The 21,879-nt window shown below is 72.9% G+C and carries 23 protein-coding genes; 17 read left to right on the top strand and 6 right to left on the bottom strand.

All coding sequences use genetic code 11. The features are described from left to right. Positions 1 to 38: 38 nt before the first annotated feature. Positions 39 to 446 carry a DUF1844 domain-containing protein gene (locus ABD335_RS10670; RefSeq protein WP_344321939.1) on the bottom strand — a complete coding sequence of 136 codons (408 nt, stop codon included), beginning with the start codon at positions 444 to 446 and terminating at the stop codon, positions 39 to 41. A gap of 354 nt (positions 447 to 800) precedes the next feature. Between ABD335_RS10670 and infC the strand changes: the two genes are divergently transcribed. From infC to pheT, 7 genes are all read left to right on the top strand, one after another. After that, complete coding sequence (gene infC, locus ABD335_RS10665) at positions 801 to 1,493, top strand: translation initiation factor IF-3 (RefSeq protein WP_344321938.1); 693 nt, start codon at positions 801 to 803, stop codon at positions 1,491 to 1,493. A gap of 162 nt (positions 1,494 to 1,655) precedes the next feature. Then, positions 1,656 to 1,850 (top strand): 50S ribosomal protein L35, encoded by a 195-nt coding sequence (rpmI, locus tag ABD335_RS10660; protein WP_344321937.1) that lies wholly within the window; start codon positions 1,656 to 1,658, stop codon positions 1,848 to 1,850. 134 nt (positions 1,851 to 1,984) lie between these two features. Then, positions 1,985 to 2,368 (top strand): 50S ribosomal protein L20, encoded by a 384-nt coding sequence (rplT, locus tag ABD335_RS10655; RefSeq protein WP_031507618.1) that lies wholly within the window; start codon positions 1,985 to 1,987, stop codon positions 2,366 to 2,368. 145 nt (positions 2,369 to 2,513) lie between these two features. Next, on the top strand, positions 2,514 to 3,371 hold the full coding sequence (locus ABD335_RS10650) for a TrmH family RNA methyltransferase (RefSeq protein WP_344321936.1): 858 nt from the start codon (positions 2,514 to 2,516) through the stop codon (positions 3,369 to 3,371). Between the two features lie 39 nt (positions 3,372 to 3,410). Continuing rightward, a complete protein-coding gene (locus ABD335_RS10645) occupies positions 3,411 to 4,577 on the top strand; it encodes a sensor histidine kinase (RefSeq protein ID WP_344321934.1) in 1,167 nt (388 codons plus the stop codon). Positions 4,578 to 4,723: 146 nt separating this feature from the next. Next, on the top strand, positions 4,724 to 5,854 hold the full coding sequence (pheS, locus tag ABD335_RS10640) for a phenylalanine--tRNA ligase subunit alpha (RefSeq protein WP_344321933.1): 1,131 nt from the start codon (positions 4,724 to 4,726) through the stop codon (positions 5,852 to 5,854). Next, complete coding sequence (gene pheT / locus ABD335_RS10635) at positions 5,854 to 8,361, top strand: phenylalanine--tRNA ligase subunit beta (protein ID WP_344321932.1); 2,508 nt, start codon at positions 5,854 to 5,856, stop codon at positions 8,359 to 8,361. Before pheS ends, pheT begins: the two co-directional genes overlap by 1 nt. Before the next feature lie 134 nt (positions 8,362 to 8,495). Here pheT and ABD335_RS10630 read toward each other — a convergent pair whose 3' ends face one another. Then, positions 8,496 to 9,356 (bottom strand): 3-hydroxybutyryl-CoA dehydrogenase, encoded by an 861-nt coding sequence (locus ABD335_RS10630; RefSeq protein ID WP_344321931.1) that lies wholly within the window; start codon positions 9,354 to 9,356, stop codon positions 8,496 to 8,498. 545 nt (positions 9,357 to 9,901) lie between these two features. Here ABD335_RS10630 and ABD335_RS10625 point away from each other — a divergent pair. Then, entirely contained in the window at positions 9,902 to 11,161 is a 1,260-nt protein-coding gene (locus ABD335_RS10625; protein WP_344321930.1) for a glycoside hydrolase family 10-like protein, read from the top strand. A gap of 18 nt (positions 11,162 to 11,179) precedes the next feature. Here ABD335_RS10625 and ABD335_RS10620 read toward each other — a convergent pair whose 3' ends face one another. Beyond that, positions 11,180 to 11,383: a DUF1918 domain-containing protein gene (locus tag ABD335_RS10620; protein WP_344321928.1), complete on the bottom strand. Its 204-nt coding sequence runs from the start codon at positions 11,381 to 11,383 to the stop codon at positions 11,180 to 11,182. 217 nt (positions 11,384 to 11,600) lie between these two features. On the opposite strand from ABD335_RS10620, the gene ABD335_RS10615 reads away from it, so the two are divergent. Then, positions 11,601 to 12,110 carry a GNAT family N-acetyltransferase gene (locus tag ABD335_RS10615; protein WP_344321927.1) on the top strand — a complete coding sequence of 170 codons (510 nt, stop codon included), beginning with the start codon at positions 11,601 to 11,603 and terminating at the stop codon, positions 12,108 to 12,110. After that, entirely contained in the window at positions 12,110 to 12,676 is a 567-nt protein-coding gene (locus tag ABD335_RS10610) for a histidine phosphatase family protein (protein WP_344321926.1), read from the top strand. The genes ABD335_RS10615 and ABD335_RS10610 overlap by 1 nt, the downstream gene beginning before the upstream one ends. 42 nt (positions 12,677 to 12,718) lie before the next feature. On the opposite strand, the gene ABD335_RS10605 is transcribed toward ABD335_RS10610, so the two are convergent. Beyond that, a complete protein-coding gene (locus tag ABD335_RS10605) occupies positions 12,719 to 13,468 on the bottom strand; it encodes a MerR family transcriptional regulator (protein WP_344322127.1) in 750 nt (249 codons plus the stop codon). A gap of 221 nt (positions 13,469 to 13,689) precedes the next feature. Between ABD335_RS10605 and argC the strand changes: the two genes are divergently transcribed. From argC to ABD335_RS10580, 5 genes are read left to right on the top strand one after another with little or no spacing between them, the layout of a single operon-like run. Beyond that, a complete protein-coding gene (gene argC / locus ABD335_RS10600; RefSeq protein ID WP_344321925.1) occupies positions 13,690 to 14,718 on the top strand; it encodes an N-acetyl-gamma-glutamyl-phosphate reductase in 1,029 nt (342 codons plus the stop codon). A gap of 58 nt (positions 14,719 to 14,776) precedes the next feature. Then, complete coding sequence (gene argJ / locus ABD335_RS10595; protein ID WP_344321924.1) at positions 14,777 to 15,928, top strand: bifunctional glutamate N-acetyltransferase/amino-acid acetyltransferase ArgJ; 1,152 nt, start codon at positions 14,777 to 14,779, stop codon at positions 15,926 to 15,928. Beyond that, positions 15,925 to 16,824: an acetylglutamate kinase gene (argB, locus tag ABD335_RS10590; protein WP_344321922.1), complete on the top strand. Its 900-nt coding sequence runs from the start codon at positions 15,925 to 15,927 to the stop codon at positions 16,822 to 16,824. Before argJ ends, argB begins: the two co-directional genes overlap by 4 nt. After that, positions 16,821 to 18,059: an acetylornithine transaminase gene (locus ABD335_RS10585; protein WP_344321921.1), complete on the top strand. Its 1,239-nt coding sequence runs from the start codon at positions 16,821 to 16,823 to the stop codon at positions 18,057 to 18,059. Before argB ends, ABD335_RS10585 begins: the two co-directional genes overlap by 4 nt. Positions 18,060 to 18,066: 7 nt before the next feature. Next, positions 18,067 to 18,621 (top strand): arginine repressor, encoded by a 555-nt coding sequence (locus ABD335_RS10580; protein ID WP_344321920.1) that lies wholly within the window; start codon positions 18,067 to 18,069, stop codon positions 18,619 to 18,621. A gap of 43 nt (positions 18,622 to 18,664) precedes the next feature. Here ABD335_RS10580 and ABD335_RS10575 read toward each other — a convergent pair whose 3' ends face one another. Both ABD335_RS10575 and ABD335_RS10570 read right to left on the bottom strand, forming a co-directional pair. Then, positions 18,665 to 19,222, bottom strand: a complete 558-nt coding sequence (locus ABD335_RS10575) for a GNAT family N-acetyltransferase (protein ID WP_344321919.1) — start codon at positions 19,220 to 19,222, stop codon at positions 18,665 to 18,667. A 172-nt stretch (positions 19,223 to 19,394) separates the two neighbouring features. Then, a complete protein-coding gene (locus tag ABD335_RS10570; protein WP_425583594.1) occupies positions 19,395 to 19,943 on the bottom strand; it encodes a GNAT family N-acetyltransferase in 549 nt (182 codons plus the stop codon). Positions 19,944 to 20,075: 132 nt separating this feature from the next. Between ABD335_RS10570 and ABD335_RS10565 the strand changes: the two genes are divergently transcribed. Together ABD335_RS10565 and ABD335_RS10560 are read left to right on the top strand one after the other, a co-directional pair. After that, positions 20,076 to 20,465, top strand: coding sequence for a DUF488 domain-containing protein (locus tag ABD335_RS10565; protein ID WP_344321918.1), 390 nt, complete (start codon positions 20,076 to 20,078; stop codon positions 20,463 to 20,465). 144 nt (positions 20,466 to 20,609) lie between these two features. Next, on the top strand, positions 20,610 to 21,806 hold the full coding sequence (locus ABD335_RS10560) for an argininosuccinate synthase (protein WP_344321917.1): 1,197 nt from the start codon (positions 20,610 to 20,612) through the stop codon (positions 21,804 to 21,806). Positions 21,807 to 21,879 lie beyond the last annotated feature (73 nt).

Here is a 21,879-nt window from a genome sequence, read left to right as displayed (position 1 = left end):
GTCGGACGCGGGGACGGCCCGGGGCCTTCGGGCCGGGGTCAGCGCAGGACCGGACCGGTGAACTTCTCGCCCGGCCCCCGGCCCGGCTCGTCCGGCACCACCGAGGCCTCCCGGAAGGCGAGCTGGAGCGACTTCAGACCGTCGCGCAGCGGTGCCGCGTGGTAGGTGCCGATGTCGGGGGCGGCGGCGGTGACGAGTCCGGCCAGCGCGTTGATCAGCTTGCGGGCCTCGTCGAGGTCCTTGTGGTCCTCGCCGCCCTCGGCCAGGCCGAGGTTGACCGCGGCCGAGCTCATCAGGTGCACCGCGACCGTGGTGATCACCTCGACCGCGGGCACGTCCGCGATGTCGCGGGTCATCGTCTCGAAGTCGGGGGACCGCCCGGCCTCGGAGGCCCCGGGGGTCTCGGGGGTCTCGGGGGAGGACGGGACGCCGCTGGTGTCGCTCATCGTTCTTCGCTTCGCTTCCTGCTGGACGGTTCGGTCCAGCCTAGGTCCCGCCGGGCGGGCGGACGCACGGCACCCCTCACGACCCCTCACGCCGCCCGAGGAGGGACTCTCGGCAGACCCTGGTATGCTGGGATATCGACCGGTCGGACCATGTGTCCCGCCACGGTCGCCGCGGGCGCGGCGGACGGAGGCGGGCCCACGATCCGACCCGCAAGTGGAGGCTCCAGCGCTCCCACCTGACCGACCTCCGGGTCGGCGGGTCAACGGTCAGGCTGCGCCCCGCGGTGTACCGCGGCGGTGCTCCCGGTCTGTGTGGAGCCCCGCCTGCGTCCCGTCCGGGGCGTTTTCCGCGTCTTGGTCCGGTGGGTCACACCGAAACACAAACCGTGCGCGGCTGTCCGCCAGACAACCGCGTGGTGCAACCGAGGAGGCCCCATCAGCGCCGAGCCCCGCATCAACGACCGGATTCGCGTCCCCGAGGTGCGACTCGTCGGTCCCAGTGGCGAGCAGGTCGGCATCGTGCCGCTTGCCAAGGCCCTGGAGCTTGCCCAGGAGTACGACCTGGACCTGGTCGAGGTCGCGGCGAACGCCCGCCCGCCGGTGTGCAAGCTCATGGACTACGGGAAGTTCAAGTACGAGTCGGCCATGAAGGCCCGTGAGGCGCGCAAGAACCAGGCGCACACGGTCATCAAGGAGATGAAGCTCCGGCCGAAGATCGATCCGCACGACTACGACACCAAGAAGGGTCACGTCGTCCGGTTCCTCAAGCAGGGGGACAAGGTCAAGATCACGATCATGTTCCGCGGCCGTGAGCAGTCCCGTCCCGAGCTGGGCTACCGGCTGCTCCAGCGGCTCGCGGAGGACGTCCAGGACCTGGGCTTCGTGGAGTCCAGCCCCAAGCAGGACGGCCGAAACATGATCATGGTCCTCGGTCCGCACAAGAAGAAGACCGAGGCGATGGCCGAAGCCCGTGAGGCGCAGGCCGCCCGCAAGGCCGGCCGCCGGCAGGGGGACGACGCCCCCTCGCAGGAGCGCGCCGAGGCATGATCCGGCGGCCGCCGCGCCGGCCGCCGGTCACAGAGGGATCCCCGGATCCCGGAAGCAACCGAAACAGCTGACGCTTCCGCACGCCGATTTACCGTCGGCGCTGCTGGGGCACCCCCGGGCCGAACGGCTCCGGGGAGGCACCGACGAGGAGAGAACGGCGACATGCCGAAGAACAAGACGCACAGTGGTGCACGCAAGCGCTTCAAGATCACCGGCTCCGGCAAGGTGATGCGCCAGCGCGCCGGTCGCCGCCACTACCTCGAGCACAAGCCGTCCACGCTGACGCGCCGCCTCGCCGGCACGACCGAGATGGCTCCGGCCGACGCCAAGAAGGTCAAGAAGCTTCTGGGCAAGTGAGCCCCGCCGTCCGCCGATCCCCGATCCGGCGGGCGGAGGCTTCGAAGACCGGGACCCCATCGAACCCCGGGCCGGCGGCGCCGTGACAACGGCGACCGGACCACCACGCCGGCCCCGCGACAAGGAGTAAACACGTGGCACGCGTCAAGCGGGCGCTCAACGCCCACAAGAAGCGCCGGGCGATCCTCGAGCAGGCCAGCGGCTACCGCGGTCAGCGTTCCCGCCTGTACCGCAAGGCGAAGGAGCAGGTCACCCACTCCCTCGTCTACAACTACAACGACCGCAAGCGCCGCAAGGGCGACTTCCGGCAGCTGTGGATCCAGCGCATCAACGCCGCGGCCCGCGCCAACGGCATCACCTACAACCGCTTCATCCAGGGGCTGAAGGCCGCCGAGATCGAGGTGGACCGCAAGATCCTGGCCGACCTCGCGGTCAACGACCCGAACGCGTTCGCCGCGCTGGTCGAGGTGGCCCAGAAGGCGCTGCCGAGCGACGTCAACGCCCCGAAGGCCGCCTGACGACGGCACGGGACGTCTTCGGACCCGCGGGCGCCGGCGCCCGCGGGTCCGGCGTTTGCCGGCCCGCACCACCCCGCCCGCCTCACCGTCCGCCGAGAAGCCCGTCCGCCGAGAAGCCCGCCCCCAGAAGCGAGAACGCCGCGCCATGGCCGCCGCCCCGGAACTGACCTCCCCGCGCTCCTCCCGCGTCGCCGCCGTCCGGCGGCTGGCCCGCCGCAACACCCGAGGCCGGGAGCGCCGCTTCCTCGCCGAGGGCCCCCAGGCCGTACGCGAGGCGATCGGCCACCGCAACGGCGACGAGCCCACGCTGACCGAGCTGTTCACCACCCTGGAGGCCGCCGAGCGGCACGCCGACATCGTCGCGGCCGCCCGGGACGCGGGCGCCCGGATCCGCACCGCCACCGACGAGGTGATCGCGGAGCTCTCCCAGACCGTCACCCCCCAGGGCCTGATCGGCGTCTGCCGCTTCCTCGACCTGCCCTTCGACCGCGTCCTGGCCGCCCGCCCCCGCCTGGTGGCCGTCCTCGCCCACGTCCGCGACCCCGGGAACGCCGGAACCGTGCTGCGCTGCGCGGACGCGGCGGGCGCCGACGCCGTGGTGCTCACCGACGCCTCGGTGGACCTGTACAACCCCAAGGCCGTGCGCGCCTCCGTCGGCAGCATCTTCCACCTGCCCGTCGCCGTCGGCGTCCCCGTGGAGCGGGCCGTGACCGGGCTGCGCGAGGCCGGGGTACGAGTGCTGGCGGCCGACGGCGCGGGCGAGCGCGACCTGGACACCGAGCTGGACGAGGGCCGCATGGGCGGCCCCACCGCCTGGGTCTTCGGCAACGAGGCGTGGGGGCTCCCGGAGGAGACCCGCGCGCTCGCCGACGAGGTGGTGCGCGTCCCCATCCACGGGCGCGCGGAGAGCCTCAATCTCGCGACCGCCGCGGCCGTGTGCCTCTACGCCTCGGCCCGTGCGCAGCGTGCCGTCGGAGGGTGCCGCTCCGTCACGCCGAGCTAGTAGGGTGGCGTGCCCGGAGCCCGAAGGGGGTGAGCGGGAATGGACGTGAGGGCTTCCGGCGGCCGGGACGGCGACGTGTCCCGGGGTCTCTCCGGAGGGCCGCGGGAAGCGGATCCGCACCCGGACGGCCTGGGACTGCACCCCGACGACCTCCCCGACGGGCTGGTCGTCGCCGACGCCCGGGGCCTGGTCGTCTGCTTCAACGCCGCCGCCGCCCGCATCACCGCACTGCCTCCGGCCGAGGCGCTGGGCCGCCCCGTCGAGCGGGTGCTGCCCCTGGAGGACCTCGAGGGGCGCCGCTGGTGGCGGCTCACCGACCCCTACGGCGGGCTGGCCATACGCACCGGCCAGCCCGAGCGGAACCTCTTACTGCCCGGCGGTCGGGAGGTCCTGGTCTCCGCCCGGTACGTCCGCCCGTACCGCACCGGCCCGGTCCACCGGCTCGTGGTCACCCTGCGCGGCACCGAGGCCCGGCGGCGCACCGAACGCAGCCACGCCGAGCTGATCGCCACCGTCGCGCACGAACTCCGCTCCCCGCTCACCTCCGTCAAGGGCTTCACCGCGACCCTGCTCGCCAAGTGGGAACGGTTCACCGACGACCAGAAGCGGCTGATGCTGGAGACCGTGGACGCCGACGCCGACCGCGTCACCCGGCTCATCACCGAGCTGCTGGACATCTCGCGGATCGACTCCGGGCGGCTGGAGATCCACCGCCGGCCCGTGGACATGGCCGCCGCCGTCGAACGCCACCTGCGGGCCCACGTCGCCGCCGGCCAGGACCCGGACCGCTTCGTCCTCCGCATCGCCCGGCCGCTGCCCGCGCTGTGGGCGGACCCCGACAAGATCGACCAGGTCCTCGGCAACCTCCTGGAAAACGCCGTGCGCCACGGCGAGGGAACCATCACCATGGAAGTGGCACCGGCACGGACGAAGAGCGGCGACGAAGGAACGGCGGTCACGGTGAGCGACGAGGGCCCCGGCATCCCCGAGGAGTCGATGAGCCGCGTCTTCACCCGCTTCTGGCGCGGCAGCAAGCGCGGCGGCACCGGACTGGGCCTGTACATCGTCAAGGGCATCGTCGAGGCCCACGGCGGAACGATCACGGTCGGCCGCTCGCCCGCGGGCGGCGCCGAGTTCCGATTTACCCTGCCCGTGGGGGCTCCGGCCTGCCTGGCCTGGGGACCCACGGGCGCCTCCGAGTCATAGCGACACCGTTACGCGCCGTAGACTCGACATCCGGTACCTTCGAGCGGCCCGGGACCCGGCTCCGCCCACACGAGGTGCCGAGCGCCGAGGCGGAGCGCGAAAGCAGCCAACCGAAAGCACGGGCCAACCGAAAAGCACGGGAAGAGATGTCGGCACCGAACAAGTCGTACGACCCTGTCGAGGTCGAGGCACTGAAACCGGAAGAGATCGACCGGGCACGGGACGCGGCCCTCGCCGCGATCGCCGCCGCGGGAGACCTGGAGGCACTGCGCGAGGTGAAGGCCGCCCACGCCGGCGACCGCTCCCCGCTGGCCCTGGCCAACCGCGAGATCGGCGCCCTGCCGCCGCACGCCAGGGCCGAGGCGGGCAAGCGCGTCGGCCAGGCCCGCGGAGCGGTGGGCCAGGCCCTCAGGAAGCGCCAGGAGGAGCTGGAGGCCGAGCGCGACGAGCGCGTGCTGGTCGAGGAGGCGGTGGACGTCACGCTGCCTTACGACCGCGTGCCCGCCGGTGCCCGCCACCCGCTGACCACCCTGTCGGAGCGCATCGAGGACGTCTTCGTCGCGATGGGCTACGAGGTCGCCGAGGGACCCGAGGTCGAGGCCGAGTGGTTCAACTTCGACGCCCTCAACATCGCCCCGGACCACCCGGCCCGCACCATGCAGGACACCTTCTTCGTCCAGGGCCCGCGGGGCTCGGGGGACGGGGCGGAGTCCGGCGTGGTGCTGCGCACCCACACCTCGCCGGTGCAGATCCGCTCCCTGCTGGACCGCGAGCCGCCGGTGTACGTGATCTGCCCCGGCCGGGTCTACCGCACCGACGAGCTGGACGCGACCCACACCCCGGTCTTCCACCAGGTCGAGCTGCTCGCCGTCGACGAGGGCCTGACCATGGCGGACCTCAAGGGCACCCTCGACCACATGGTCCGGTCGCTGTTCGGCGAGGACCTGGGCACCCGGCTGCGCCCGTCGTACTTCCCGTTCACCGAGCCGTCCGCCGAGATGGACATGGTGTGCTTCGCCTGCCGCGGCGAGTCCGTCGGCAACCCCGACCGCCCCTGCCGCACCTGCTCCTCCGAGGGCTGGATCGAGCTGGGCGGCTGCGGCATGGTCAACCCGCGGGTGCTGACCGCGTGCGGGGTGGACCCGGAGCGCTACAGCGGCTTCGCCTTCGGGTTCGGCATCGAGCGGATGCTGATGTTCCGCCACAACGTCGAGGACATGCGAGACATGGTCGAAGGTGACGTCCGGTTCACCCGGCCGTTCGGGATGGAGATCTGATGCGGGCCCCGCTTTCGTGGCTGCGGGAGTACGTCGACCTGCCGGCCGGTGAGACCGGCCGCGACGTCGCGGCGAAGCTGATCGCCGCCGGGCTGGAGGTCGAGACCGTCGAACAGCTCGGCGCCGGGCTCGAGGGCCCGATCGTCGTCGGCCGGGTGCTGGCGATCGAGGAGCTGACGGGCTTCAAGAAGCCGATCCGGTACTGCCAGGTCGACGTCGGCGACGCCAACGGCACCGGCGAGCCGCAGAACATCGTCTGCGGCGCCACCAACTTCGCCGTCGGCGACAAGGTCGTGGTGATCCTGCCCGGCGGCAGCCTGCCCGGCGGTTTCCGGATCGGCGCCCGCAAGACCTACGGCAAGCTGTCGGAGGGCATGATCTGCTCGGCCAGGGAGCTGGGCATGGGCGACGACCACGAGGGCATCGTCGTGCTCCCGCCGGAGCACGAGGTCGGCACCGACGCGATCGAGCTGCTGGAGCTCGTCGACGAGGTGCTCGACATCGCCGTCACGCCCGACCGCGGCTACTGCCTGTCCATGCGCGGCATCGCCCGCGAGACGGCCATCGCCTACGGTCTGCCGCTGCGCGACCCGGCGCTGCTGGACGTCCCCGTCCCCAACGACTACGGCCACCCGGTGAAGATCGAGGACCGGCTCGGCTGCGACCGCTTCACCGCCCGCACCGTCACCGGGATCCGCCCCGAGGCGCGCTCCCCGATCTGGCTCCAGCGGCGGCTGCAGAAGGCCGGGATGCGCCCGATCTCGCTGGCCGTGGACATCACCAACTACGTGATGCTCGAACTCGGCCAGCCGCTGCACGCCTACGACCGCTCCCGCGTCAACGGGACGATCGGCGTGCGCCGCGCCCGGCCGGGCGAGAAGCTCACCACCCTCGACGGCACCAAGCGCGAGCTGCACCCCGAGGACCTGGTCATCACCGACGACGACGGACCGATCGGCCTGGCCGGGGTGATGGGCGGCGCCGACACCGAGATCGCCGACGCGCAGGGCGCCGCGGGCACCACCGAGATCGTCGTCGAGGCCGCCCACTTCGACCCGGTCTCCATCGCCCGCACCGCCCGCCGCCACAAGCTGTCCTCCGAGGCGTCCCGGCGCTTCGAGCGCGGCGTGGACCCGCAGGCCACCTCCGCCGCCGCCCAGCGCACCGTCGACCTGCTGGTGCTGCTGGCGGGCGGCACCGCCGAGGCGGGCGTCACCGAGATCGTCTCGCCGAGCGGCCCGCACACCGTCAAGATGCGCGCCGACCACCCGGACAAGGTCGCGGGCGTGGTCTACGGCCGGGAGACCGTCGTACGGCGTCTCCAGGACGTGGGCTGCGACGTCTACGGCACCGACGAGCTGACCGTCACCGTGCCCTCCTGGCGGCCCGACCTCACCGACCCCAACGACCTGGCCGAGGAGGTCATCCGGCTGGAGGGCTACGAGAACCTGCCCTCCACCCTGCCGCGCCTGCCCTCCGGTCGCGGTCTGACCGAGCGGCAGCGGCTGCACCGCCGGGTCGGGCGCGCCCTGGCCGGGGCGGGCTACGTCGAGACGCCGAACTACCCGTTCGTCGGCGACGCCGTCCTCGACCAGCTCGGGCTGGAGCCGGACGACCCCCGCCGCCGCACCGTACGGCTGACCAACCCGCTCTCCGACGAGGAGCCGGCGCTGCGCACCACGCTGCTGCCGGGGCTGCTCGCCGCGCTGCGGCGCAACGACGGCCGGGGCTCCCACGACCTGGCCCTCTTCGAGACCGGACTGGTCTTCCGGCCCACCGGGGAGGAGACCGCCGCCGTCCGGCTGCCGGTCGACCGCCGCCCGACGGACGAGGAGCTCGCCGCGCTGGGCGCCGCGCTGCCCGACCAGCCGCGCCGGGTCGCGGTGGTCCTGGCCGGGGCGCGCGAGCAGGCCGGCTGGTGGGGCAAGGGACGCCCGGCGACCTGGGCCGACGCCGTCGAGGCGGCCCGCACCGTCGCCCGGGAGGCCGGTGCGGAGCTCACCGTGACGGCCGACCGGCACGCCCCCTGGCACCCCGGCCGCTGCGCCGCGCTCCACGTCGAGATCGACGGCGAGCGCACGCTCGTCGGGCACGCCGGCGAACTCCACCCGCGCGTGGTCAAGGCGATGCACCTGCCCGCCCGCACCTGCGCGATGGAGATCGACCTCGACCTGCTGGAGCGCGCCTCCGCCGGTCCCGCGCAGGCACCGCGGGTGTCCGCCTTCCCGGTGGCCACCCAGGACGTCGCGCTCGTGGTGGACGCCTCCGTCCCGGCCGCCGAGGTCGAGGCGGCGCTGCGCGCGGGCGCGGGCGACCTGCTGGAGTCGCTGCGGCTGTTCGACGTCTTCACCGGCGAGCAGATCGGCGAGGGGAAGAAGTCCCTGGCGTACGCGCTGCGCTTCCGCGCCCCCGACCGCACGCTGACCGCCGAGGAGGCCACGGCCGCGCGCGAGGCCGCCGTGGCCGCGGCGGTCGAGCGCACGGGCGCGGTGCTGCGCGGCGCGTAGCGCCCGCCACCCGCACGGCACGCGACGGCGGGGTGCCCCTCGGGAAGGGGGCACCCCGCCGTCGCGTCGTGCGGCCCCGGCGGTGGACGTCGGACGGTCAGGGGTTCCGACGCCGACCGCCGGGACGGGAGAGGTCAGTCGTAGGTGTAGAAGCCCGCGCCGGTCTTGCGGCCCAGCCGTCCGGCGTCCACCATCCGCTGGAGCAGCGGCGGGGCGGCGTACAGCGGCTCCTTGTACTCCTCGTACATCGAACGCGCCACCGAGGCGACGGTGTCCAGGCCGATGAGGTCGGAGAGCTTGAGCGGGCCCATGGGGTGGGCGCAGCCCAGCTCCATGCCGTTGTCGATGTCCTCGCGGCTGGCCATGCCCGACTCGAACATCCGGATCGCGGAGAGCAGGTACGGGATCAGCAGCGCGTTGACCACGAAGCCCGAGCGGTCCTGGGCGCGGATGGCGTGCTTGCCCAGCAGCTTGGTGACCGTGGCCTCGGCCCGGGCGATGGTCTCGTCGGAGGTGGTCAGCGCGGGGATCAGCTCGACGAGCTTCTGCACCGGCGCCGGGTTGAAGAAGTGGATGCCGATCACCCGGTCCGGGCGGGAGGTCGCCACGGCCAGCTTCACCAGCGGGATGGAGGAGGTGTTGGAGGCCAGGATGGCGTCCGGGCGGGTCACCACCTGGTCGAGGATCTGGAAGATCTCGGTCTTGACCTGCTCGTTCTCCACGACCGCCTCGATCACCAGATCGCGGTCGGCGAACTCGCCGAGGTCGGTGGTGAAGGAGAGCCGCTCCAGGGCGGCGTCGCGCTCGGCCTCGCTGATCTTGCCGCGCGCGGCGGCCTTGTCCAGGGAGTTCACCAGGCGGGTACGCCCTATCTCCAGGGCCTCGCCGGTGGTCTCGGCGACCCTGACCTCCAGCCCGGACCGCGCGCACACCTCGGCGATACCCGAGCCCATCTGGCCGCAGCCCACTACTCCGACGCGTTCGATGTCGGTCACATCGTGCCTTTCGCTGATCGACGGGTCCGTGACGCCGCCCCCGTACGGTTCCGGCCACGGCGCCTCGCCGTCCGACGTTACCCCTCCGCGGGGAGCGGGGGACCGGCCGGGTGCACGAGCCCGGCCGGTCCCCTCCCGACCGGACGCGGTCGGCCCGTTGTCGGGGTCCCGGTCGTGGGTGTGGGCGCCGACGGCGACGTGCGCCCGGTCGGGAGCGACGGGGTCGGTGGCGGGGGAGGCGGACACCCGTGTGGCCCCGCTTGTCCCGGCCGGCGCGACCCCGGCCGTTCGCCGTCTGCGCACGGACACGTCCTCCCCGGGCGATCCGCCACACGGGCGGTACGGGGGCGAACCGGCGAGTGGGAGCGCTCTCGGGCGCGTGTGGTGCGGGACGCCGGTCGTCGAACGGTGTTCGCGCCAGGGGGATGTCAAGAGGACACGGCGGCGTGGAGCGAGTGCCCGTCGGTCCCGTACGCGGAGTTGCCACTCCGTTGCGCAGCGCTCATGATCGGGTGGTGGTGTCGTCGGCAGGAGGCAGTGGCGGTATGGGGCATCTCTCTCGAAGGACCTTCAGCGCGGTGGCGGCCGGGGTGGTCTCCGGCGCGCTGCTGACCGGAGCCGGAGCCGGGACCGCGGTGGCGCGGGACGGGCGGGGCACGGGCGCCCGGTACGGACAGCGCCCCGAGCTGCGCGGCATGTGGGTGGCCACCGTCTCCAACATCGACTGGCCGACGAAGGCGGGGCTGAGCGCCGCCGAGCAGCAGGCCCAGTTGCGGGCCCATCTGGACATGGCGGTCGAACGCCGCCTCAACACCGTGATCCTCCAGGTGCGGCCCACGGCGGACGCGCTGTGGCCCTCGCGCCACGAGCCCTGGTCGCAGTACCTCACCGGCACCCAGGGCAAGGACCCCGGCTGGGACCCGCTGGACTTCGCCGTGCGCGAGGCGCACGGCCGCGACCTGGAGCTGCACGCCTGGTTCAACCCGTACCGCGTGGCCAACCACGCCGATCCGGGGCGGCTGGTGGCGAGCCATCCGGCGCGGCGAAACCCGGACTGGGTCGTGCCCTACGGCGGGAAGCTCTACTACAACCCCGGACTGCCCGAGGTCCGCCGCTTCGTGCAGGACGCGATGTTCGACGCGGTGGAGCGCTACGACATCGACGCCGTGCACTGGGACGACTACTACTACCCGTACCCGGTGGCGGGGGAGACCTTCGACGACGACGCGGCGTACGAGCGGTACGGCGGCGGCTTCGCGGACCGGGCCGACTGGCGGCGGCACAACATCGACCTGCTGGTGAGCGAGACGGCCGAGCGGCTGAGGAAGACCAAGCCGCGGGTGCGCTTCGGGGTCAGCCCCTTCGCCGTGTGGCGCAACAAGGGCACCGACCCGGAGGGCTCCGACACCCGCGCGGGGGTGGAGACGTACGACGACCTGTACGCCAACACCCGCAAGTGGGTGCGCGAGCGCTGGATCGACTACATCGTGCCGCAGGTCTACTGGAACATCGGCTTCACCGCCGCCGACTACGCCAAGCTGGTGCCCTGGTGGGCCGACGTGGTGCGGGGCACCGGCGTGGAGCTCTACATCGGCGAGGCGCTGTACAAGGTGGCGGACCCGGCCCAGGGGCCGGCCTGGCACGATCCGGCCGAACTCTCCCGGCACCTGACGCTCTGCGAGCGCCACCCCGAGGTGCGCGGCAACGTCTACTTCTCGGCGAAGCACGTCGCCTCGGACCCGATCGGGGCGATGACCCGGGTGGTGAGGGACCACTACCAGGACCGGGTCCGGCCGCCTCGCTAGTCCCGCGCCCCGCCGGCGTCACCGGCGCCGGGGCTCGGCGGTGTGGTGGCGCACCACGGAGTCGGGCCCCGGCGACACCACGGTCTCGTGGCCGTCCTCGAAGCGCACCCGGTACGGCGGCTCGCCATTCGTCCCCAGCACCTCGATGATCTCCGCGATCCTGTCGTGCTGTCCCACGATCCTGCCGTGGACCAGCAGCAGGTCACCCTCGTTCGCCTGCATCGGAGTTCCCTTCTGTCGGATATGCGAGGAACGCACCTGTAATGCCGATTCTAGGTCCGACGTGCGGACCCGGCGCTCCCGGCGCCGGCCGGCCCGGAACCGGAGCGAAACGGGGAGAAAACGGGGGGAGGAAACGGGGGGGGGAACCGGTGAGAGGGGTGCGCGGGCCCGGCGAAAACCGCTCGACGGCGTCCGCCGGGGGTGCCAGGCTCCCGCCATGGACGCCCCGTACGAGATCTCCACCGACCCCGCCCGCCTCGACGCCGCCCGCATCCACCACTGGCTGTCCACCGACGCCTACTGGGCGCTGGGCCGCAGCCGAGAGAAGCAGGATCGGGCCATCGCCGGATCGCTGAACTTCGGGGCGTACGACACCGGCACCGGCGAACAGGTCGGCTACGCGCGGGTGGTCACCGACCACGCCACGTTCGCCTGGCTCTGCGACGTCTACGTCGCGCCCGCCGCCCGTGGCCGGGGTCTGGGGAAGGCGCTGGTCGAGGCCGTCCGCGACCACCTGGAACCCCACGGGCTGCGCCGCGTGATGCTGGCCACCGACGACGCGCACGGCCTGTACGAGCGGGTCGGCTTCCGTCCGCTGGACGAACCGCGGAAGTGGATGGTCCTGGGGCTCCGGTGGCCCGCCGGCCGCCGCGCCCCGCCGGAAGGGCCGGAAACGGATGCCGACGGACCGTCCACAAACCGGCCTCCCGGATCTACCATCCGGTAATGCACCTCCGGATCACGCTGCTCGCCGCCGCTCGCAGCTCCTCCCTGCTGGATGTGCGGTTCGAGGACGACCGACCCCTGGACGCCGCCGGATGGCGGGAGGCCGAGCGGGCCATCCCGGCGTACGCGCACCTGGCGGGCGCGGAGCTGCGCTACTGCTCGCCGACCCTGCGGTGCAGGGAGACCGGGGAGGTCCTGGGGTTACGGCCCATCGCGCAGCCCGCGCTGCGCGAGTGCGACATGGGCCGTTGGCGCGGTCGCACCTTCAGGGAGGTGGCCGCGTACGAGCCGGGGGCCGTGGACACCTGGCTCGCCGACCCCCAGGCGACCCCGCACGGCGGGGAGTCGCTGCTCTCCTTCATCCTGCGGATCGGCTCCTGGCTGGACACCCGGCCGGGCGACGACGGCCTGATCGCCGCCGTCGTGGAGCCGACGGTGCTCCGCGCGGCCACCGTCTACGCGCTGAAGGCGCCGCCGCACACCTACTGGCGCGTCGACGCCCACCCCCTGTCGTCGGTCACCCTGACCGGACGGGCGGGGGACTGGATGCTCAGCATGGACCACTGAGGGCCCGGCGGGGCGCGGCGGCCGTGCCGCGCCCCGCCGGGGTCACAGCTCCCGCTCGGCGTAGACGCTCATCGCGTCCCTGATGTAGGCCGCCGTGCCCTCGCCGTGCCGGTCGTAGCCGGCGGCGAAGCGCGGGTCGTCGACGTACATCCGCCCGAGCCCGGCGAACTGCTCGGCGGTCGGGCGCCTGCCCTGCCAGCCGAGGGCGACCCACTCGTAGTGCCGCCGCGTGATCGCCTGCGCCTCGTCGCTGTCCGGGGCGAGGCCCGCCTGGTGGGCGCGGGCGAAGTCGGCGGCGATGTCGGCCTGCCGCCGCATGAACTCCTTCTTCTCGTCCTCCGACAGGGAGCGCCACCAGCGGTCGCCCTTCTCGTAGGCGTCGCGGCCCCAGCGCTCGATCACCTCGTCCTTGTAGCGGGTGTGGTCGAAACCGTCGAGAACCTCGTCGGGCATCAGAGGCTCGCCTCCTTCCAGCTTGGTCAATGTCGTCCGTACCGACTCGATCTGCCGGCCCAGCCGCTCCCGCTCCTGTTCGAGCAGCTTCAGGTGGGTCCGCAGCGCGGCGGCCGTGTCCCGCTGTCCGTCGAGGGCGTCGGAGATGGCGGCCAGTCCCAGGCCCAGTTCGCGCAGGAGCAGGATCCGCTGGAGCCGCACCAGCGCGCGCTCGTCGTAGTAGCGGATTCCGCCGTGCCCGACCCGGCTGGGGCGCAGCAGCCCGATGGCGTCGTAGTGACGCAGGGTGCGGCTGGTGGTCCCGGCCGAGCGGGCGATCTCCTGGATCGACCACTCCATCGCCTTCTCCCTCGCCTTCTCCAGCGGTCTCTCCGCCGCCCTCTCCACCGGGGCGGACCTTCCGTTCCGTCGGTGACCACGACGCTAGGGGTTTCCGTCGCGTCAACTTCAAGTCCTCTCCCCGAGGTCCGCGCGGGCCGTCTCCGCGAGCGGTCGGCCACCTCCTTGATTGCATAAAACTGCCGAGCTACGTATAGTCATGCCATCGAGGAGGAGGATCCATGGCGGTACGAGCGGCAGTGGCCGGAGCGAGCGGATACGCGGGCGGTGAGATCCTGCGTCTGCTGACCGGGCACCCCGAGGTCGAGATCGGGGCGCTGACGGGCAACTCCAACGCGGGACGGCGCCTGGGCACGCTCCAGCCGCACCTGACGCCGCTGGCCGACCGCGTGCTGGAGCCGACGTCCGCCGAGACGCTGGCCGGGCACGACGTGGTCTTCCTCGCCCTGCCGCACGGCCAGTCCGCGGCCGTCGCCGAGCGACTCGGGGACGAGGTGCTGGTCATCGACTGCGGGGCCGACTTCCGCCTGAAGGACGCGGGGGAGTGGGAGCGCTTCTACGGCACGCCGCACGCCGGCACCTGGCCGTACGGCCTTCCCGAGCTGCCGGGGGCCCGTGACGCGCTGAGGGGGTCCCGGCGCGTCGCGGTCCCCGGTTGCTATCCGACGACCGCCTCCCTGACGCTGTTCCCGGCCTTCGCCGCCGGCCTGGTCGAACCCGACGTGGTGGTCGTCGCCGCCTCCGGCACCTCCGGCGCGGGCAAGGCGCTCAAGCCCCACCTGCTGGGCAGCGAGGTGATGGGCTCGATGAGCCCGTACGGCGTCGGCGGGGTCCACCGGCACACCCCGGAGATGGTCCAGAACCTCTCGGCCGTGGCCGGCGAACCGGTGACGATCTCCTTCACCCCCACCCTCGCCCCGATGCCGCGCGGCATCCTCGCCACCTGCACCGCCAAGGCCCGGCCCGGACTGACCGGCGACCGGCTGCGCGAGGCGTACGAGAAGGCGCTGGCCGCCGAGCCGTTCGTCCACCTCCTGCCGGAGGGGCAGTGGCCGTCCACCGCGGCGGTGTACGGCTCCAACACGGTGCTGGTCCAGGTCGCGTACGACGAGGCGGCGAACCGCGTCGTCGCCATCGGAGCCCTCGACAACCTCACCAAGGGCACCGCGGGCGGCGCGGTGCAGAGCATGAACATCGCCCTCGGCATCCCCGAGGAGACCGGACTCCCCGTGATCGGGGTCGCTCCGTGAGCGCCCGGTGCGGGGAAGACGGCGAGACGACGACGGACGGGACGAACGGAGAAGCACTGTGAGCGTGACCGCGGCGAAGGGATTCACGGCGGCGGGCATCGCCGCCGGGATCAAGGAGAACGGCAACCCCGACCTGGCCCTGGTCGTCAACAACGGGCCGCGTCTGGCGGCGGCCGGCGTGTTCACCTCCAACCGCGTCAAGGCCGCCCCGGTGCTCTGGTCCGAGCAGGTCCTCAAGGGCGGACTGGTCTCGGCGGTCGTCCTCAACTCCGGCGGCGCCAACGCCTGCACCGGTCCGCAGGGCTTCCAGGACACCCACGCCACCGCTGAGAAGGCGGCCGAGGTCCTCGGCCACAACGCCGGCGAGGTGGCGGTCTGCTCCACCGGCCTGATCGGGGTGCGGCTGCCGATGGACAGGCTGCTGCCGGGAATCGAGAAGGCCGCCGAGGCGCTCTCCGCGCACGGCGGCGAGAAGGCCGCCATCGCCATCAAGACCACCGACACCGTCCACAAGACCGCCGTCGCCGAGGGCGACGGGTGGGTCGTGGGCGGGATGGCCAAGGGCGCGGGCATGCTCGCCCCCGGACTGGCCACCATGCTCGTCGTCCTCACCACCGACGCCGACGTGGACGGCGCCGTCCTCGACCGGGCGCTGCGCGACGCCACGCGCACCACCTTCGACCGGATCGACTCCGACGGCTGCATGTCCACCAACGACACCGTGCTGCTGCTCGCCTCCGGGGCCTCCGGAGTGGCGCCGGACGAGGCGGAGTTCGCCGAGGCCGTCCGCACCGTCTGCGCCGACCTGGCCCGGCAGCTCATCGGCGACGCCGAGGGAGCCTCCAAGGACATCCGGATCGAGGTGGTGGGCGCGGCCACCGAGGACGACGCCGTGGAGGTCGGCCGCACCATCGCCCGCAACAACCTCCTCAAGTGCGCCGTCCACGGCGAGGACCCCAACTGGGGCCGGGTGCTCTCCGCCATCGGCACCACCTCCGCCGTCTTCGACCCCGACCGGCTGAACGTCGCCATCAACGGCGTGTGGGTCTGCAAGAACGGCTCCGTCGGCGAGGACCGCGACCTGGTGGACATGCGCTACCGCGAGGTCCGCATCACCGCCGACCTGGCCGCGGGCGACGCCTCCGCCGTCGTCTGGACCAACGACCTCACCGCCGACTACGTCCACGAGAACAGCGCCTACTCCTCATGAGCACCCGCAAGCACAAGGTCCTCCCCAAGGCCGAGATCCTCATCGAGGCCCTGCCCTGGCTGACCCGCCACCACGGCAAGACCGTCGTCATCAAGTTCGGCGGCAACGCCATGGTCGACGAGGAACTGAAGGCCGCCTTCGCCCAGGACGTGGTCTTCCTGCGGCACGCCGGACTCAAGCCGGTCGTCGTCCACGGCGGCGGCCCCCAGATCAGCGCCCACCTCGACAGGCTCGGGCTGGTCTCGGAGTTCAAGGCCGGACTGCGGGTCACCACCGACGAGGCGATGGACGTCGTGCGGATGGTGCTGGCCGGTCAGGTGCAGCGCGAGCTGGTCGGCCTCCTCAACCGGCACGGTCCGCTGGCCGTCGGCATGACCGGCGAGGACGCGCACACCATGACCGCCACCAAGCGCTACGCCGAGCTGGACGGCGAGCGGGTGGACATCGGCCGGGTCGGCGAGATCACCGAGGTCGACACGGGCGCCATCCAGGCGCTGCTGGACGACGGCCGCATCCCGGTGATCTCCTCCATCGCCCGCAGCGCCGACGACGGTCACGTCTACAACATCAACGCCGACACCGCCGCCGCCGCGCTCGCCGCCGCGCTCGGGGCCGAGACGCTGATCGTCCTCACCGACGTCGAGGGGCTGTACGCGGACTGGCCGAACAGCGACGACGTGATCAGCCAGCTCACCGCGAGCGAGCTGGAGAAACTGCTGCCGGAGCTGGCCAGCGGGATGGTCCCCAAGATGGAGGGCTGCCTGTACGCCGTGCGCAACGGGGTGAACACCGCTCGGGTCCTCGACGGTCGCGTCCAGCACTCCATCCTGCTGGAGATCTTCACCGACGAGGGCATCGGAACCATGATCCTGCCGGACAAGGGGGAACGGGAATGACCACCGTCGACGGCGCCAACGGCGCCGGCACGGCCAACGCCACCGGCAACGCCGGCCTCACCCGGCGCTGGCAGGGCGCGCTGATGGACAACTACGGCACCCCCCGCATCCCGATCACCCACGGGGAGGGCGCCCGGCTGTGGGACGCCGAGGGCGGGGAGTACCTGGACTTCGTCGGCGGCATCGCCGTCAACTCCCTGGGCACCGGGCACCCGGCGGTCGTCCGCGCCGTCTCCGACCAGATCGCCACGCTCGGCCACGTCTCCAACCTCTTCGTCGCCGAGCCCCCGGTCGCCCTGGCCGAGCGGCTGCTCCGGCTCTTCGACCGGCCGGGCCGCGTCTACTTCTCCAACTCCGGCGCGGAGGCGGTCGAGGCCGCCTTCAAGATCGGCCGTCGGACCGGACGCACGCACATGGTCGCCGCCGACGGCGGCTTCCACGGCCGCACCATGGGCGCCCTGGCGCTGACCGGCCAGCCCGCCAAGCGCGACCCCTTCCTGCCGCTGCCCGGCGAGGTCACCCACGTCCCCTACGGCGACGTCGACGCGCTGCGGGAGGCCGTCACCGAGGAGACGGCCCTGGTGATCCTGGAGCCCATCCAGGGCGAGAAGGGCGTCGTCGTCCCGCCCGAGGGCTATCTGGCCGCGGCCCGTGAGATCACCGCCGCCACCGGCACCCTGCTGGTGCTCGACGAGATCCAGACGGGCATCGGACGCACCGGCCACTGGTTCGCCTGCCAGGCCCAGGGCGTCGAGCCCGACGTCGTCACCCTCGCCAAGGGGTTGGGGGCCGGGCTGCCCATCGGCGCCACGGTCGCCTTCGGCAAGGCGGCCGAGCTGCTGACGCCCGGCCAGCACGGCTCCACCTTCGGCGGCAACCCGGTGGTCTGCGCGGCGGCGCTCGCCGTCCTGGACACCATCGCCGACGAGGGCCTGCTCGACCACGTCAAGCGCGTCGGCGGCCGGCTGCGCGACGCCATCCGGGCGCTGGGCCACCCGCTGGTCGACCAGGTCCGCGGCGCCGGGCTGCTGCTGGGTATCGTACTGACCGAACCCGTCGCGCCTCAGGTGCAGCAGTTCGCTCAGGACGCGGGCTTCCTGGTGAACGCGGTCGCTCCGGACGTCGTCCGGCTCGCGCCGCCGCTGATCATCGGCGAGGGCGAGGTGGACGCGCTGGTCCGCTCCCTCCCCGACATCCTCGACGCCGTTGACGGGACCCGACGAGCCGGAGACTGACGAGACGATGACCGAGGCGCAGGGCAGCAACCACGGGGGCCCGGCCGTACCCCACACGCGTACGGCACGGCACCGCCGGATCGTGGAGATCCTCGGCCGCGAGCCGGTCCGCTCCCAGAGTCAGCTCGCCAAGCTCCTCGCCGACGACGGGCTGAGCGTCACCCAGGCGACGCTCAGCCGGGACCTCGACGAACTGGGCGCGGTGAAGATCCGCAACACCGGCGGCGAGCTGATCTACGCCGTCCCGGGCGAGGGCGGCGACCGCACCCCCCGGGCCCCGCTGGGGGAGTCCGCGAGCGAGGCGCGGATGGCGCGGCTGGCGGGCGAACTGCTCATCTCCGCCGAGGCATCGGCCAACCTCGTGGTCCTGCGCACCCCGCCCGGCGCCGCCCAGTTCCTCGCCTCGGCGATCGACCAGGCGGAGGTCCACGACATCATCGGCACCATCGCCGGCGACGACACCGTGCTGCTGATCAGCCGCCACCCCACGGGGGGCCAGGCCCTGGCCGACCACCTGCTGCGCCTGGCGCAGAAGAACTCCCCGCAGCGGAACCCCCACTAGCGTCCCGGGACGCCGCCGCGCGCCGGGCCGGCGGGGTCGCCGGTCACGCCCGCCCGGCCCCGGCCGGCCACTCCTCGGCCAGCAGGGCCCAGACCTGGAGGTCGTGACGGCGACCGCCCATGGCGAACACGCTGCGCAGGGTGCCCTCGTGCGTCATGCCCAGCCGCTTGGCCACCGCGATGCTGGGGGCGTTCTCGGGGGAGACCAGCCACTCCACGCGGGACATGCCGCGGACGCCGACCGCCCAGTCGATCATGCGGCGGGCGGCGGTGGTGACCAGGCCGCGGCCCTGGGCCTCGGGGGCGAGCCAGGCCCCCAGCTCGCAGGAGCCCTCCCCGGTGTCGAACAGGCGGAAGAGCATGCCGCCGACCAGCTCGTCGTCGAGCCAGATGCCGTAGACGCGGCCCTGGTCGGCGGCCTGCTTGTCCGCGTAGCGCTGGAGGAAGGCCCGCGCGGACTCGGTGTCGGTGACGGAGTGCGCCCACGGCAGCCAGGGCGTGAGGTGGTCGCGCACCCGGTCGGTGTACGCGGCCAACTCCGCCGCCTGCCACGGCTCCAGGGGGCGCAGCTCCGCGCCGTCGCCGAGAGGGGTGCTGAGCATGGGCGTCTCCTCGGATCGCGGTCGGATCGCGGTCGGATCGCGGTCGGTCGCGGTCGCCGGCGGTTCCGGTGAGCCGGTGACCGGGACGGCCGTCGTGATCCACTCGCGGTCACGGTAGCCGCACCCCGCCGCGCCGCACCACCGGACGACCCGGTGGCGGTCGTGCCCCGGCTCAGCCCGTCCTCTTGTGGAAGAGGGTGGTGGGCCGCGGCACGCCCGTGGTGTCGGTGGCGTAGTCCGGGATCGTGCCGGCCTCGGTCCAGCCCGCCGAGCGGTAGAGGCGCTCCGCCGGGCTGCCGGTCTGGGTGTCCAGGACCAGCAGGGAGATCCCCGAGGCCGCCGCCTCCCGCTCGGCCACCGTCAGCAGCGCGCGGCCGAGCCCCCGGCCGCGCGCGTCCCGGTGCACGATCAGCTTGGCGACCTCGGCGCGGTGGCGTCCGTTGGGCATGCCGCTCCTGCGCAGTTGCACGGTGCCGACGATCCGGCCGGTGCCGTCCCGGGCGACCCACACCGTGATCCCGCCCGCGGCCGTCTCGGGGGCCAGGCCCTCCCACCAGGCCGCGATCCCCGTCCGGTCGGGAGGGGCGAGGAAGCCGATCGAGGAGCCGCCCTCGACGGCGTCGCACACCAGGTCGGCGAGCCCGTCGCGGGCGGCGAGGAGGTCGGTGGCCGACAGCCGGGTGATCACGGGCGCGGCGCTGTTCGCGTGGTCGGTTCGCACCGCTCGATGGAACGCCTTTCCGGCCGGTCGCGCAACGGCGTTCCGCGGAGCGGTCACACGGGGGCGGACGGGCCGCCGCCGCACGCGCTCGGCCGTGCTGCGCGGTCGGTGTTTCCGGCGCAGTCTGGGGTCATGGGTACCACGGGAGAACGGTTCGAGGTGCGGACGCGCCGCGTGTACGAGGAGGCCGCGCCCGAGGACGGGACACGGGTGCTGGTGGACCGACTGTGGCCGCGCGGCCTGGCGAAGGAGAAGGCGGAGCTGGACGAGTGGGTGAAGGACGTCGCCCCCTCGGACGGCCTGCGCCGCTGGTACGGCCACGACCCCGACCGCCACGCGGACTTCGCCGAGCGCTACCGGGCGGAGCTGGCCGAACCCGAGCGGCACGAGGCGGTGGAGCGGCTGCGGGAACTGGCCGGAGACGCGCCGCTGACCCTGCTGACGGCGACGAGGGAGGTGGACCGCAGCCACCTCCCCGTCCTGGCCGAGGTCCTGCGGAACACCCCCGGACCCACCGGCTGACCCCGGCCGCCGCACGCCGGTCGCCGTACGTGGGCCGGTCCACCGCGCCGGCCCGCGGGTCACCCGGACGGCGCCGCTCATTGACGAATCATGCAGAGGAGTGCATACTTATACCAGTCACCGCATGCATCGTAAGGAGCCCCCGTGACCGAGCGCGTCGTACTCGCCTACTCCGGTGGCCTGGACACCTCCGTCTGCATCGGCTGGATCACCGAGGAGACGGGCGCCGAGGTCGTCGCCGTCGCCGTGGACGTCGGCCAGGGCGGAGAGGACCTGGACGTCATCCGCAAGCGCGCGCTCGCCTGCGGGGCCGTCGAGGCGGAGATCGCCGACGCCAAGGACGAGTTCGCCGAGGAGTACTGCCTCCCGGCGATCAAGGCCAACGCGCTCTACATGGACCGCTATCCGCTGGTCTCCGCCCTCTCGCGGCCGGTCATCGTCAAGCACCTGGTCGCCGCCGCGCGCAAGCACGGCGCCGGCACCGTCGCCCACGGCTGCACCGGCAAGGGCAACGACCAGGTGCGGTTCGAGGCGGGCATCGCCTCCCTGGCGCCCGACCTGAACTGCATCGCGCCCGTGCGGGACTACGCCATGACCCGCGACAAGGCCATCGCCTTCGCCGAGGAGAAGGGCCTGCCGATCGCGACCACCAAGAAGTCGCCGTACTCCATCGACCAGAACGTCTTCGGACGGGCCGTGGAGACCGGCTTCCTGGAGGACATCTGGAACGCGCCGATCGAGGACGTCTACGACTACACCCGGAACCCGGCCATCCCGCGCGAGGCCGACGAGGTGGTCATCACCTTCGAGAAGGGCGTCCCCGTCGCCGTCGACGGCCGGCCCGTCACCGTCCTGCAGGCCATCCGGCAGCTCAACGAGCGCGCCGGGGCCCAGGGCGTCGGCCGGATCGACATGGTCGAGGACCGTCTGGTGGGCATCAAGTCCCGCGAGATCTACGAGGCTCCGGGTGCCATCGCGCTGATCACCGCCCACCAGGAGCTGGAGAACGTCACCGTCGAGCGCGAACTGGCCCGCTACAAGCGGCAGGTCGAGCAGCGGTGGAGCGAACTGGTCTACGACGGCCTGTGGTTCTCCCCGCTCAAGCGGGCCCTGGACGGCTTCGTCGACGAGGCCAACGAGCACGTCTCCGGCGACATCCGGATGACCCTGCACGGCGGCCGGGCCGTCGTCACCGGCCGGCGCTCCCGGGAGTCGCTGTACGACTTCAACCTGGCCACCTACGACACCGGCGACACCTTCGACCAGTCGATGTCCAAGGGGTTCATCGAGATCTTCGGCATGAGCAGCAAGATCGCCGCCAAGCGGGACCTCGGGCAGTAACCTGCCCTCCACGGCAGCCGCCCGCCGCCCGCCTCCTCCGCCCCGCGGCGGGGAGGCGGGCGTCTTCCCACCC

The sequence above is a fragment of the Streptomyces macrosporus genome (assembly GCF_039533145.1).
Taxonomy (GTDB): Bacteria; Actinomycetota; Actinomycetes; order Streptomycetales; family Streptomycetaceae; genus Streptomyces; species Streptomyces macrosporus.
The sequence above is the reverse complement of the archived record's forward strand: the minus strand, read 5'-3'. Positions and strand labels throughout refer to the sequence as shown.

Bases quoted from the DNA above. Each gene is read 5' to 3' on its own strand.
- ABD335_RS10670 (WP_344321939.1), bottom strand. From the start codon at position 446: ATGAGCGACACCAGCGGCGTCCCGTCCTCCCCCGAGACCCCCGAGACC.
- rpmI (WP_344321937.1), top strand. From the start codon at position 1,656: ATGCCGAAGAACAAGACGCACAGTGGTGCACGCAAGCGCTTCAAGATC.
- ABD335_RS10650 (WP_344321936.1), top strand. From the start codon at position 2,514: ATGGCCGCCGCCCCGGAACTGACCTCCCCGCGCTCCTCCCGCGTCGCC.
- ABD335_RS10645 (WP_344321934.1), top strand. From the start codon at position 3,411: ATGGACGTGAGGGCTTCCGGCGGCCGGGACGGCGACGTGTCCCGGGGT.
- pheS (WP_344321933.1), top strand. From the start codon at position 4,724: ATGTCGGCACCGAACAAGTCGTACGACCCTGTCGAGGTCGAGGCACTG.
- pheT (WP_344321932.1), top strand. From the start codon at position 5,854: ATGCGGGCCCCGCTTTCGTGGCTGCGGGAGTACGTCGACCTGCCGGCC.
- ABD335_RS10625 (WP_344321930.1), top strand. From the start codon at position 9,902: ATGGGGCATCTCTCTCGAAGGACCTTCAGCGCGGTGGCGGCCGGGGTG.
- ABD335_RS10620 (WP_344321928.1), bottom strand. From the start codon at position 11,383: ATGCAGGCGAACGAGGGTGACCTGCTGCTGGTCCACGGCAGGATCGTG.
- ABD335_RS10615 (WP_344321927.1), top strand. From the start codon at position 11,601: ATGGACGCCCCGTACGAGATCTCCACCGACCCCGCCCGCCTCGACGCC.
- ABD335_RS10610 (WP_344321926.1), top strand. From the start codon at position 12,110: ATGCACCTCCGGATCACGCTGCTCGCCGCCGCTCGCAGCTCCTCCCTG.
- ABD335_RS10605 (WP_344322127.1), bottom strand. From the start codon at position 13,468: ATGGAGTGGTCGATCCAGGAGATCGCCCGCTCGGCCGGGACCACCAGC.
- argC (WP_344321925.1), top strand. From the start codon at position 13,690: ATGGCGGTACGAGCGGCAGTGGCCGGAGCGAGCGGATACGCGGGCGGT.
- argB (WP_344321922.1), top strand. From the start codon at position 15,925: ATGAGCACCCGCAAGCACAAGGTCCTCCCCAAGGCCGAGATCCTCATC.
- ABD335_RS10585 (WP_344321921.1), top strand. From the start codon at position 16,821: ATGACCACCGTCGACGGCGCCAACGGCGCCGGCACGGCCAACGCCACC.
- ABD335_RS10580 (WP_344321920.1), top strand. From the start codon at position 18,067: ATGACCGAGGCGCAGGGCAGCAACCACGGGGGCCCGGCCGTACCCCAC.
- ABD335_RS10575 (WP_344321919.1), bottom strand. From the start codon at position 19,222: ATGCTCAGCACCCCTCTCGGCGACGGCGCGGAGCTGCGCCCCCTGGAG.
- ABD335_RS10565 (WP_344321918.1), top strand. From the start codon at position 20,076: ATGGGTACCACGGGAGAACGGTTCGAGGTGCGGACGCGCCGCGTGTAC.